Source organism: Bacillus sp. 0909A, from assembly GCF_036765115.1.
In the GTDB taxonomy this organism is placed as follows: Bacteria; Bacillota; Bacilli; order Bacillales; family Bacillaceae; genus Bacillus; species Bacillus mojavensis.
On record NZ_JBAIZU010000003.1, the window covers coordinates 403,697 to 414,958 of the forward strand.

An 11,262-nucleotide genomic window follows, 5' to 3' on the forward strand; every position below is an offset into this window, starting at 1 on the left:
CACTTGCAGGTCTTGGCCTGCAAGTGTTACGCGTGATTTTTCTGATAGAACGTTCGCAAAACATGTGTTTCAAGGTCAGCCAAGCGGACAGGGATCGGCAGCCTGCTTTCTTGGTTGATCAGGTTCATCGTGATCTGATAGCTGCTTTCTAAATCAATATGATTTCCGCAAGATAAGAAAATAGGCTTCACGTCCCGCCGCGTCCGCAATGCCCGTCCATATACCTCACCGTCAATGATAATATCGGTATATGCGCCAATTTCATTTTCAGGCATCACGAAATCACAGTCTTTGATTTTGAGATAGGTTTTCGCAATCCCAATTGTCGGCTTACCAAGAAAAAAAGCCGCATGTGTGGCAACGCCCATATGGTTGTAATGCAGATACCCGTTGCCATCAAACAAAAACACATCCGGTTCTGTCTCCAGCTTTTTGGCCGCCTCGATGATCAGCGGCAGCTCACGAAAAGCAAGAAAACCAGACACATACGGCACGCTGATTTTCCCCATGCTGTGCACTTTTTCAATGACTTCTTTCGTATCGGCGTCAATCACGATAATGCTGCACACCCCATACGGCTCGCCGTCCTGCTCCCAATAAGCGAGGTCGACGCCTGCGCAGGTTTTGATGGAGTCTGGAGTGATGGAGGGTGATAGGTTGATTTTATGTTTAAGGGATTGTTGTGTTTGAACAAAATCCGATTCATCTTTTAGATGAAAATCGTGAATTTGATGTATTTTCATGTCACTAGTTATCCTCTCTTTACTTCTTAAAAAAGACTTATCTGCTCAGCTACATCTCAAATCCACTTCACCAGAAAGATCTTGCAAATGGATATCAATTTCTCCAGAAGGATTGTATAAATCTCTAACTTCAATTTTTTTCAAACCTTTTATTTGATTAAACTCTTCAGGCACTTTTATTTTCTCTGTACAGCAGTAGTACAACCTGCTTTTTTATTAGTATTCATTTATCATTTCTTTCATAAAAATATTATCCAATTGTGTAATTAATTCTTTAAGCTCTATACACATAATATCTTCTAATGGGTTTTCCCAATCTTCGTTTTTTATAAGTTCAATGCCATAACTTCCGGTTGGATCCCCTTCTGGGTACCACCCTACATCAAGCAATAAGTTTTTAGTCTTATGAGAGATCTGCAGGAGATCTTGATTAAAGTCAAATAACCACGCATCATCACTTGCCTTTAATGTTATAGGGTCAGTATCTTTTAATGTAATATAGTCAACAGTCCAACCAGCCGGTATCCTAAGTCTTAAGAAATTGGAAACCTGTTGGCTTAGTGGCTGCAACTCCTCTAAAACCCCACTTCCCACACTCCAGATTTGATATTCTAATTTTTCTAATAGATGTTCTATTTCATCAAAAGATTCTACGTCATAAATCTTATCTAATTTTAAGCCAATCACTTTGAAATGGTATAGATCATTTTCATATATTACCTTAATAATGGCATTACGCTTTTCATTTTGCAGTATTAGAAGTTCATATTCTTCTTCCGTTCTTTTTTCTGAGTTTAAATTGTTCAGTACTACAGACCAGCCATCACAGATTTTTAATGGCTGCAATTGAGAAATATAAACTCTGCCCATCCCGCTTCTCCTTGTACTCCACATTGTTATCCTATCTATAAAAAAACTTGCCGATGACAACACGGCAAGTTTCTAACTATAGCAATTCTAATACATCAGTAAACAAGGCATCTCCTAATGTTAATCTTCTGTTGAAAGGCTGTATATGTGGCAATTCACTCCACTCATACACAGTATCGTAGTAATCATACAAATAACTGAGTTCGATAAACCCTTTCTCTTGCATTATTTTATTGATATAGTTCGTTCCCTGAATGAATTCTAAAGATTCAGCGGTCCCTACAATATCATAAGCGCCATCAATTAAATCGTGTCTTAGGGAATAACTATAATCTAGTACATAAACAGGAACCAATTTAGATACTTTCATATTGATTTGCTGTTCTAAATGAAATCCATTTTCTCCAGAAAGATCTTGCAAGTGGATATTGATTTCTCCTGAAGGATTGTTTAAATTTCTAACTTCAATTTTTTTCAAACCTTTTATTTGATTAAATTCATCAGGCACTTTTATTTTCTCTGCACATTTGTTCTTGTACCATTCGTCTAATTCCCTTTTCACAAATAGACGATGAAGCAATTCACCGATTTCAGGATATTCACTAATAAATCTGATTCCATCTTCCATAAATAATAATCATTCCATTCATTAATCCATTAATTATTTAACTATTTCCACCAAGTCCTTGTTACTTCTTTTAAATGATATTCAATATGTGCAATCACTTTTTTATAGTCGTCTGATGAAAATTCTTTAATAGGGGATTCCCAATCATTATTTTTAACTATTGAAACCAGATAGTTACCTTCAGCAGATATGTCAGGAACCCAGCCTAAATCAAGCGTTATTGAGGATTGTTCATGATAAAGCTGCAACAAACTGTCTGTGAACAAAAACCAGGAATCATCATTCGGTTCTAAAGTTCTTGGATCTATTTCAACAAAATGATTATAATTCACTTTCCAACCTTGTGTTATTCTTAGGGGGTGTAAATTTGCTTTTGGAACATCTAATTTAACATATTTCTCAAATCATGACCTCTTTAGTAACTAGTTTGCTCTATGAGGTATTCTTACCTCTGACTTACGAAGACTACTGTCTCAAAAGACTAATTAGATAAATTAAGCCTCATTAAAAAAGCAGGTAGTACAACCTGCTTCTTTATTAGTATTCGTTTTTAATTTCTTTCATAAAAATATTATCTAATTGTTTAATTAATTCTTTAAGCTCAGTGCACATAATATCTTCTAATGGATTTTCCCAATCTTTGTTTTTTATAAGTTCAATGCCATAACTTCCGGTTGGATCCCCATCTGGGTACCATCCTACATCAAGCAACAAGTTTTTTGTCTTATGAGAAATCTGCAGGAGATCTTGATTAAAGTCAAATAACCAAGCATCATCACTTGCCTCTAATGTTTTAGGGTCAGTATCTTTTATTGTAATATAGTCAACTGTCCAACCAGCTGGTATCCTAAGTCTTAAGAAATTGGGAATCTGTTGGCTTAGTGGCTGCAAATCCTCTAACCCCCCACTTCCCACACTAAAGATTTGACGTTCTAGCTCTTCTAATAATTGTTCCATTTCAACAAAAGATTTTTCTTCATAAATCTTATCTATTTTTAAGCCAACTACTTTGATTTGGTATTGATCATTTTCATATATTACCTTAATAATAGCATTACGGTTTTCATTTTGTAGTATTAGTAGTTCATTCTCTTCTTCTGTTCTTTTTTCTGAGTTTAAATTATTCACTACCACAGTCCATCCATCTAGGAACTTTAATGGTTGTATTCTAGAAAAATCATCATTTTTCAAAGTGTATTCACTTCCTATTTTGAATATACTCTTCTCTTGACATCATTTTGTTTAAATAATTTTTTATTCTGTCATCATTCATTGGATGTCCATGGTATTTCCCCCCGCTTGTCAACTCTGCTCTTACCCAGTTAGCAGGTTTCCCCAAATCATAACCGACGGGCTGATCAAAGCGGTGAAAAAAATAAATTGTTCCTTTTCCATCATCAACAATTTTACCTTGTTGTAAAACTATTTTCTCTAATGTCTTATTATCTACAGATGCTAAATATTGGGCTTGTTTCTTTCCAGTCTCACTGAATTGTTTTGCCTGCTCATCAGTCTTAGCTTTTATATGTTTTTTCCCATGATCAAAGTACTCTGCTTTGTTAATAATTCTTCTAAATTCTTTAGAACTATAATAATTATTATGAGCAACATAATCATGAAGTTTAGAAAAATTAGGAGCTTTTCCGCTAACCATCTTCACAATCCCAAGATCTTTAACAGATTTTGTTCCAACATCGACACGGACTGTCGGGAATCCGAATGTAAAGCCATTCGTTGTTACTGGGCGTTCTGCGTACACACGGACGTTTGTCGGGACTTTGAATTGTTTTACTTTTTCTAGTGTTTTGTTTGCTTTTTGGACTTTTGAATGGGTTGCAAGCGGTATGCCTTTGTCTATATGTTTCGCCAATGCACCGGCTCCAACCAAGCTCAATGCCGCTTCCAGCGCGCCCGTCTTTCGCTTCTCCTCAGACACTTTGTTTCCAAACATATCTCTGCCTGTCACGGCTTCAGAGAATCCGTTTGACGCAACAAGGCCGTATGCGCCCATTTCTGACATTTTGAGAATGTCTAAGGATTTTCCGGTTTTGTAGGCGTCTAAAGCGTGTTCGGCCGCGATAGCCGCTTTTCCGGTTTTGTAGATGGCTTTTCCGCCTTTGAAGGCGCGGCCTGCCCAGCCGACGACCGGTATGAATCCGGCTGCGGCCATCGCTCCTGCTGTCACACGTTCTGCGGCGGAGAGTTTTTCTCCGGTAACCGGATCAACGCCTTCGGTTGCTCTTTTATAATCATAATAGCCAGTGACTTCTCCAGTAAAGTTGCAAACTCCATCCCATGTTTTTTCGTACCACGGTTTATTCGCTTCTTCTTCAGCCTTTTCCTGAAGCCGTCTTGCTTCGGCTTGCTGGGCTTTTGCATCGATATAGGTCGTTCCTTGCTTTTCTACTTCAATCACGCTTTTGTAGACTTCATTGCTGTGGAAGGCTTTTTTGTCATAGTACATAGGGGATGCGCTTTTCCCATTGCTGGTGGCCTGCATAAGAACAGAATATTTGGTGAGCACTGCGTTGTCCAAAGATTCTAAATTTTGATATTCAGTGGTCAGGGATTCATCAAGGTTATCGACTGCCGTGATCGTGTCACGCCTGATTTTTTGGGCATCGCCCATCTTATCCGCGTAATTATCAAGCGAGTACATATCGAGATCAATAACATCGCTGATGCCTGACAAAATAGAATCAATTTCTGCTTTATGAGCGGAGACAATTTCCGAGGCTTTTAAATCTCCGTTGGGCAGCTCATGATCCAAAAAAGAAGTTTCCACATATGAATCATTCAGTTCTTGATCTTTGATATCTCCTGAAATGCCGTTCAAAAACGCAATTTGAGCAGAGACAAGCGTCAGCCAGCTGTCGACGATTTCCGCCTGTCCCTGAAAGAAGTCCTTAATATTGTCCGCGCCTTTTCCTTTGAAATTGTCACCTAAATCAGCAACTTCCTGAAACGCCTTTTTTAGCGTGTTCAGCTGCTCTTCAAGCGTCTCATATTGCTTTTTTCTATTTTTCGCTTCATCGATTAAAGAATGTGATTCAAATACTTTACTCATCGCACTGCCCTTTCTCTTCTATTTTACTGCGATCGCCTCATCCTGCTCTTTCAGTGAATCAACATTATCCTTCGTATCCTCGATATTTTTCTGTACCGCTTTTTTGTAGTCTCCGAGCATGGTTTTGATGTTCTCCTCACGCTCATGATATTTTTTCGTGTAATCGAGATTGTTTTTTCCATTGGATCCTGCTGCGCCGATTGTTACGTCAGCAAGCGCATCTTTGACAGACTCTAATGTTTTGATGACTGTGTCGTACTTCAGCTTAATTTCTGACATAAAAAAAGATCACCACCATTTTAGTTTACTAATTTGTCTTCCTGCTTCTTCTACAAAGTCTTCTCCTTTAGCAAGAAGGTCGCCTGCGGCATTCGCTGCGCTTTTTGTCAAATTCAGCTCAAATTTCTCTGTCTCAAGCCAGAATATTTTGCTTTGAATCGAAGCCATATACTCGTTATATTTATCATTCACAATCCTAGATGCTTCCGATTTCGCCTCTTCTCTTCCCTTGTCGAAATCATCCGCTTTTGTTCCTGTCCAGTGTTTGCCCAATTCCGGTTTTACGATTTCTTTGATTTCAGTAATTGCCTCTTCTTGCAGTGTGTCTATATCCTTTTTTGCTTTTTTCAGCTTTTCAATCTTGTCTTCCACGTCGGAAATTTTTCCGTTGAGCGAACTTTTGATATCCGCTAGCATACTTTCATAACCCATCTGAATCACCTCTTAATACTCAAAAAGTCGTATGGAGGGGCTGATGAAGATAGACTTTTCCATACTTTATTTCCATATATTATATTTTAAAATAGCCGGAAGGCGGCTTAAATAGGGTAAACGGCTTAATTTAGGCTTATAATGCTCTGAATACGAAGGTCTAAAGTCTCTTTTTTTGTTCGTTATAAGGTCAATGCGAGCGCTTTATATGGTGAGAAATTCTAAAGTCGTAGTCAAAAAGACACTTGAAAGAGGCAGTTTTGATGATCTGTTCATTTTCTTATGTGGTAAAATCTTGTAAGATTAAGAGGTGAAACGGAGGGATGACAATGAGTTTTTTCAGTCCGATGATGTTATTTTTCGTGGTTTTTCCTTTTCTGTCCTTCTTTGTATTTGGAATGGCAGGCACTTTATTGTTTAGAAAACACGGCCTTTGGTCAATGCCTCTTACAGTGCTCTGCTTATTGGTCATATTTATGTTCTGTATTGACTCAGCCGCGCCTGATTTTATTGTCTGGCTTATTTCATTTCCGCTTCTGACCCTATTGGCGGCAGGGGTGACCCTTTGGATCAAAAGCTTGTATTAGCTGCAGTCCCCATTGTACAGAACGTTTGAAAAGTCTTTTCTCCTAAAATCATCAGGTGTGTTGAAAAAATTTGCGATGCCGGCGTCACCCCACAACAAATCAATATCATCGTCTGTATCAATTTGTAAAAGCATGATGGCATGTTCTTTATACGCGTATTCCAACCGAATGAATCAAAGAACTCCACTGTCCCCATGCCCGCGTATTGCTCAAACTGAAAATCTGTAGGCAGCACCCACTAGTTTCAAACAATAGGTAAACCTTAGCGAATATATCCATCGTATACAATTAAAGATGGATACAAAAAAAGACCGGCATCCCGCCAGTCTTTCCTTTACATCTATGACATTGCACCTGCCGGAACAACCGCTTTCCGGCCTACAGAATAGTATTCCACTCCGGCGGCGGCAGCCTCTTCTAATGAATAGCAATTTCTCCCGTCAAAAATCAGCGGCTGCTCCATCAAATCTTGATAATCTGCTAATGAAAATTGTTTAATCTCATCCCAGTCCGTTAAAATCATGACGGCGTCTGACCCCTTCACGGCTTCCGCAATCGTTTTTTTGTATTCAACAGCCTGCGGCAAAATATGCTTCGCGTGGCTGACAGCAATGGGATCGAAGGCTTTGATATGGGCGTCTAGTGCGGCGAGGCGGTTTGCAATGACAATCGACGGCGCGTCTCTCATATCGTCCGTGTTCGGTTTAAATGACAGCCCCAAAAGGGTGATCGTTTTTCCCGTCACTCCACCAAGCCTGTTCAGCGCTTTATCAACGAGCATCGCCTGCTGATTGTTGTTGACCTTGATGACCGATTTCAGCAGCTCAAAATCATGCTCGACATTGCCCGCAATTTGCACGAGGGCGTTTGTGTCCTTTGGGAAACAAGAACCGCCGTAGCCAATGCCCGCTTTTAAAAACTGGCTCCCGATCCGCTTATCCTGTCCCATGCCGTATGCGACAGATTCAATATCAGCGCCGACCTTTTCACATATATTCGAAATTTCATTTATAAAACTGATTTTAGTAGCCAGAAAGGCATTTGAGGCATATTTGATCATCTCGGCGCTTCTGATATCCGTTTGGTAAATCGGGATATCAAGCGGAAGAAAGAGCTCTTCAAGCGTTCTGGCGGTGTCCTGATCGGCTGTTCCGATCACAATCCTGTCTCCATGAAACGTGTCATGGATGGCTGACCCTTCACGTAAAAATTCCGGATTGGATGCGATCGATATGCTGACAGGCTCCGCAAGATGTTTTGTAATCAGATCGTAAATCCAATCATTTGTTCCGACAGGCACTGTGCTTTTTGTTACGACGATCGTATCTCGCGTCACGTGCCGGGCAATACGCTTGGCCACATCTGTAATATGCTCCAGGTTCGCATGCCCGTCGTTTTTTTGCGGTGTGCCGACCGCTATAAAAATAATCTCTGCCTGGTCTAAGCCTTTCTCGTAGCTCGTTTCAAAGCTCAGCCGCCCATCAGCTATATTTTTTCTCATCAGCTCTTCAAGACCCGGTTCAAATATGGGGGAAATCCCTTTTCTCATTTCTTCAATCTTTTGAGCGTTAATATCAATGCAAGTTACATGATGGCCAATCTCAGAAAGAGAAACACCTGTCACAAGACCGACATAGCCTGTTCCGATGACTGTTATATTCATGGTTTCCCTCCAACAGTTAAATTGCTGCTTTACAGCTTCCGTATTATCGTATGAGAACATCCTGACATGAATGCGGATGATCTCCCGGAATCAACCTGTACAGATTTCTGAAATATGATTCAATCATACAATATACTATTATATCGTTCTCACAAAGAAAGTGGGGAAATGAGAATTGCAGATCAAAAGAGCCCGAATCGTTTTTTTCTTTTGACTGGCTGCGGTGCCTGCCTGTAAATCGCTTGATTTTGCAGTAGAAGCTCAGCATTTTCTGTGAGCATATAAGAATATTCCGTACCGAATTCTTTCTCAAGAACACGGAGTGCCTCCTGATAGCGAAAATCTCTTGTTTTCAGATTATGAGCATCTGAAGCTAAGAAATGTATCAAATTGGCTTCAGCCAGCCGCAGCGAAAATGCTTTCATCTGTTTCCCAAAAACTCCTGCGAGGCTTCCGGTTGTCAACTGAGATGCCGCTCCTTTTTCTATAAGATGATACAGCAAGGACGGATTTTCGCGGATTTCGCTATTGCGTTCGGGATGCGCGATAACCGGAATGAATCCTTTCAGCTGCAAATCATAAAAAAGCTGCTCGGCATATCGCGGGACATGATCAAACGGAAACTCAATCAAGATATATTTCGTGTCATTCAGTGACAGCAGCCGGCCCTCAGCCAATTCCTGTTTCAAGTCCCCGTAAATTCTGATTTCCTGTCCCGGCAGTACGGTGAGCGGGATCTCCTCTTTCATTAAACGTTTGTTTAACAGGTCTGCCGCTTCTCTGACAGCGGTTTGCTCATTTTCATATGAACCATTTTTATGATGCGGGGTTGCAATGATGGTTCTGATTCCTTCACGAACAGCCACCCTGGCCATTTCGATGCTGTCTGCCAGGCTCCTCGCCCCGTCATCCATTGACGGGAGGATGTGGCAGTGAATATCAATCATTTCTAAGCCTCCTTTTTTTCACAAAAATAAATAACGGGCAGCATGCACGTTATTTATTTTTGTATGAAATTGTCTTCCCTTCCGTAGTAGCCGTAATCAGAGTGCTTCGAGCGCTTCTTGCCGTTCATAATGGCTCCGAGGAGCTTGCTGTTGCACGAATCGAGCGCCTCTTTTGCTTTTGCGGCTTTTTCTTTTTCCGTCTTCCCGCTTGAAACAACCAAAACGGAACCGTCTGCAACGTTCCCTAAAATTTGCGCGTCTGCTACAGGGAGAATAGGGGGCGTATCGAAAATCACCATATCATAGGCCGCACACGCTTCCTCCGAAAGCTCTTCCATCCACTTGGAGGAAAGCAGCTCGGCCGGATTCGGCGGGATCGGGCCACTCGTCAGCACATCAAGATTTTGTTCCTTAGACGTTTGCACAGCCTGCTTCAGTGAGTATTTTTTCAGTAAAACGGATGTTAAGCCTGTCATATTTTCTAGTTGAAAGGTGATATGTACTGTAGGTTTTCGCAAATCTGCATCGATGAGCAAAACCTTTTTTCCCTGCTGTGCAAATACGACAGCAAGGTTCGCAGCTGTGGTAGACTTTCCTTCTCCAGGGCATGCCGAGGTGATCATTACTGATTTCATTTGGCGGTCCACTGAAGAAAATTCTATATTTGTTCGAATCGTTCGATATTGTTCTGAATTCAAGGATTTCGGCTCTGTCAGCGCAATGACATTTTTGCGACTCCATGAGCCCTTGCTATTTCTAAGCACCAAAATGTCCACTCCCCGCTTTATCAGATTGAATGCCTTTTAAGCTCTTTGCTGTTTTGTGTTCATTGGCAATGGTGGAAACCGTTCCTAATACCGGTATGTCCAGCAATGTTTCGAGCTGCTCTTCCGATTTGATCGTATTATCCAAATGCTCAAGCAGGAAGGCCAGTCCGATGCTTCCTGCCAATCCTGCCGCAAACGCGATGGCGATGTTCAGCAGCGGTTTTGGCGATACAGGCGACGGATGGTCAGAAACCCCAGCTTTTGACAGAATGCTTACGTTGTCAACATTCATAATCGAAGTGATTTTGTCTTTAAAAACAGATGCGACAGTGTTGGCAATGTGAGCCGCTGTTTCCGCGCTCCCGTCTCTGACAGAAATATTGACCACTTGGGAATCCTGCTCACTGGAAACAGTAATTTTTTCATTCAGTTCCTGGGAAGTCATCGACAAGCCCATCTCTTTAATCACTTCGTCTAAAATAGCTGGGCTCTTAATGATGACGTTATACGTATTGATTAATTGAAGATTGGTTTGGACATCGTTAAATTGGACTTCTTTTTGGTCGTTTTTCGATTGATTGACCAAGATCTGAGTTGACTTTTCATAGATGGGTGTAAGTGCGAAGAAACTGATGAATCCGCCGGCAGCAGTCGCAGCTGCGGTTACAATCATAATCAAAAGTATGCGTTTTCTTAACGTTGATAATATGTCTTTTAAACTAATAGATTCTCCCATGATACCTCCAAATCAGCTTATAACATCCTTTTCCATACGATTATACAACGTTAAAACAGCATTTCTCCATCTTTTCACGTGACAATATTCGACAAAAATTTACAAAATCAGTTTTCAGCCTCTGTCATGTAAGCGCTCTATTTATTGTCTTGCCAGAGCTGAATCTTTTTCTCCTTCCGGTCATGAATCAGAAAAAAATCCCGCCAAAAACCAGCGGGATTTTTATGTTGCGTATCCATTTTTAATATGAGAAATCAAATTTTCAAGCATTTCCTTAGTGGTCATCTCGGATGACTGCTCACCAATATCATGTGCATGCATCAAAATTTTCAGAAATTCTTCTTGATTCAATTTCTTTTCACTCATCATTTTATTCCTTTCAGCTTCCATTAAGTTGAAAACACGATTATTATATGATGCCGGCTCTCGTTTTGCAATCTCTAATACATCATTCGACAGATCCCATTTTTTATGTCCTATTTTAGGAAAAACTTTTTCATGCCGTTGTGTTGCGATATAATAGAGAAATTGGATCTTTTTATT

At 40.4% G+C, this 11,262-nt stretch carries 14 protein-coding genes and 1 pseudogene; 1 reads left to right on the plus strand and 14 read right to left on the minus strand.

Features of this window, described 5'->3' with window-relative positions; translation table 11 throughout:
* Nucleotides 1-26 precede the first annotated feature (26 nt).
* From V6D42_RS12200 to V6D42_RS12235, 8 genes are all read right to left on the minus strand, one after another.
* A complete protein-coding gene (locus tag V6D42_RS12200) occupies nt 27-743 on the minus strand; it encodes an endonuclease V (RefSeq protein ID WP_333513396.1) in 717 nt (238 codons plus the stop codon).
* 216 nt (nt 744-959) lie between these two features.
* Entirely contained in the window at nt 960-1,613 is a 654-nt protein-coding gene (locus tag V6D42_RS12205) for a hypothetical protein (protein ID WP_333513397.1), read from the minus strand.
* A gap of 76 nt (nt 1,614-1,689) precedes the next feature.
* Entirely contained in the window at nt 1,690-2,241 is a 552-nt protein-coding gene (locus V6D42_RS12210) for a hypothetical protein (RefSeq protein WP_333513398.1), read from the minus strand.
* Nucleotides 2,242-2,282: 41 nt separating this feature from the next.
* Complete coding sequence (locus V6D42_RS12215) at nt 2,283-2,573, minus strand: hypothetical protein (RefSeq protein ID WP_333513399.1); 291 nt, start codon at nt 2,571-2,573, stop codon at nt 2,283-2,285.
* A gap of 205 nt (nt 2,574-2,778) precedes the next feature.
* Complete coding sequence (locus tag V6D42_RS12220; protein WP_333513400.1) at nt 2,779-3,432, minus strand: hypothetical protein; 654 nt, start codon at nt 3,430-3,432, stop codon at nt 2,779-2,781.
* A gap of 7 nt (nt 3,433-3,439) precedes the next feature.
* Nucleotides 3,440-5,308 carry a ribonuclease YeeF family protein gene (locus tag V6D42_RS12225; RefSeq protein ID WP_333513401.1) on the minus strand — a complete coding sequence of 623 codons (1,869 nt, stop codon included), beginning with the start codon at nt 5,306-5,308 and terminating at the stop codon, nt 3,440-3,442.
* Nucleotides 5,309-5,326: 18 nt separating this feature from the next.
* Entirely contained in the window at nt 5,327-5,587 is a 261-nt protein-coding gene (locus V6D42_RS12230) for a YwqI/YxiC family protein (protein ID WP_254517911.1), read from the minus strand.
* 9 nt (nt 5,588-5,596) lie between these two features.
* The gene (locus V6D42_RS12235) at nt 5,597-6,019 is read right to left on the minus strand and encodes a YwqH-like family protein (RefSeq protein WP_333513402.1); all 423 of its coding nucleotides are present in this window, start codon (nt 6,017-6,019) and stop codon (nt 5,597-5,599) included.
* A gap of 329 nt (nt 6,020-6,348) precedes the next feature.
* Between V6D42_RS12235 and V6D42_RS12240 the strand changes: the two genes are divergently transcribed.
* The gene (locus V6D42_RS12240; RefSeq protein WP_044159633.1) at nt 6,349-6,606 is read left to right on the plus strand and encodes a hypothetical protein; all 258 of its coding nucleotides are present in this window, start codon (nt 6,349-6,351) and stop codon (nt 6,604-6,606) included.
* Here V6D42_RS12240 and V6D42_RS12245 read toward each other — a convergent pair.
* From V6D42_RS12245 to V6D42_RS12270, 6 genes and pseudogenes are all read right to left on the minus strand, one after another.
* Nucleotides 6,603-6,844 (minus strand): annotated as a pseudogene (locus tag V6D42_RS12245) (DUF1963 domain-containing protein); the annotation flags it as partial. The gene V6D42_RS12240 and the pseudogene V6D42_RS12245 overlap by 4 nt on opposite strands.
* Nucleotides 6,845-6,946: 102 nt before the next feature.
* Nucleotides 6,947-8,269, minus strand: a complete 1,323-nt coding sequence (locus V6D42_RS12250) for a UDP-glucose dehydrogenase family protein (protein WP_333513403.1) — start codon at nt 8,267-8,269, stop codon at nt 6,947-6,949.
* Between the two features lie 182 nt (nt 8,270-8,451).
* Nucleotides 8,452-9,216: a tyrosine-protein phosphatase gene (locus tag V6D42_RS12255; protein WP_333513404.1), complete on the minus strand. Its 765-nt coding sequence runs from the start codon at nt 9,214-9,216 to the stop codon at nt 8,452-8,454.
* A gap of 53 nt (nt 9,217-9,269) precedes the next feature.
* The gene (locus V6D42_RS12260) at nt 9,270-9,983 is read right to left on the minus strand and encodes a CpsD/CapB family tyrosine-protein kinase (protein ID WP_333513405.1); all 714 of its coding nucleotides are present in this window, start codon (nt 9,981-9,983) and stop codon (nt 9,270-9,272) included.
* Complete coding sequence (locus V6D42_RS12265; RefSeq protein WP_333513406.1) at nt 9,973-10,719, minus strand: YveK family protein; 747 nt, start codon at nt 10,717-10,719, stop codon at nt 9,973-9,975. The genes V6D42_RS12260 and V6D42_RS12265 overlap by 11 nt, the downstream gene beginning before the upstream one ends.
* A 222-nt stretch (nt 10,720-10,941) precedes the next feature.
* Nucleotides 10,942-11,085, minus strand: coding sequence for a hypothetical protein (locus tag V6D42_RS12270; RefSeq protein WP_010332161.1), 144 nt, complete (start codon nt 11,083-11,085; stop codon nt 10,942-10,944).
* Between the last annotated feature and the right edge of the window lie 177 nt (nt 11,086-11,262).

Bases quoted from the DNA above. Each gene is read 5' to 3' on its own strand.
- V6D42_RS12205 (WP_333513397.1), bottom strand. From the start codon at position 1,613: ATGGGCAGAGTTTATATTTCTCAATTGCAGCCATTAAAAATCTGTGAT.
- V6D42_RS12230 (WP_254517911.1), bottom strand. From the start codon at position 5,587: ATGTCAGAAATTAAGCTGAAGTACGACACAGTCATCAAAACATTAGAG.
- V6D42_RS12265 (WP_333513406.1), bottom strand. From the start codon at position 10,719: ATGGGAGAATCTATTAGTTTAAAAGACATATTATCAACGTTAAGAAAA.
- V6D42_RS12210 (WP_333513398.1), bottom strand. From the start codon at position 2,241: ATGGAAGATGGAATCAGATTTATTAGTGAATATCCTGAAATCGGTGAA.
- V6D42_RS12270 (WP_010332161.1), bottom strand. From the start codon at position 11,085: ATGAGTGAAAAGAAATTGAATCAAGAAGAATTTCTGAAAATTTTGATG.
- V6D42_RS12200 (WP_333513396.1), bottom strand. From the start codon at position 743: ATGAAAATACATCAAATTCACGATTTTCATCTAAAAGATGAATCGGAT.
- V6D42_RS12240 (WP_044159633.1), top strand. From the start codon at position 6,349: ATGAGTTTTTTCAGTCCGATGATGTTATTTTTCGTGGTTTTTCCTTTT.
- V6D42_RS12225 (WP_333513401.1), bottom strand. From the start codon at position 5,308: ATGAGTAAAGTATTTGAATCACATTCTTTAATCGATGAAGCGAAAAAT.
- V6D42_RS12250 (WP_333513403.1), bottom strand. From the start codon at position 8,269: ATGAATATAACAGTCATCGGAACAGGCTATGTCGGTCTTGTGACAGGT.
- V6D42_RS12235 (WP_333513402.1), bottom strand. From the start codon at position 6,019: ATGGGTTATGAAAGTATGCTAGCGGATATCAAAAGTTCGCTCAACGGA.
- V6D42_RS12255 (WP_333513404.1), bottom strand. From the start codon at position 9,216: ATGATTGATATTCACTGCCACATCCTCCCGTCAATGGATGACGGGGCG.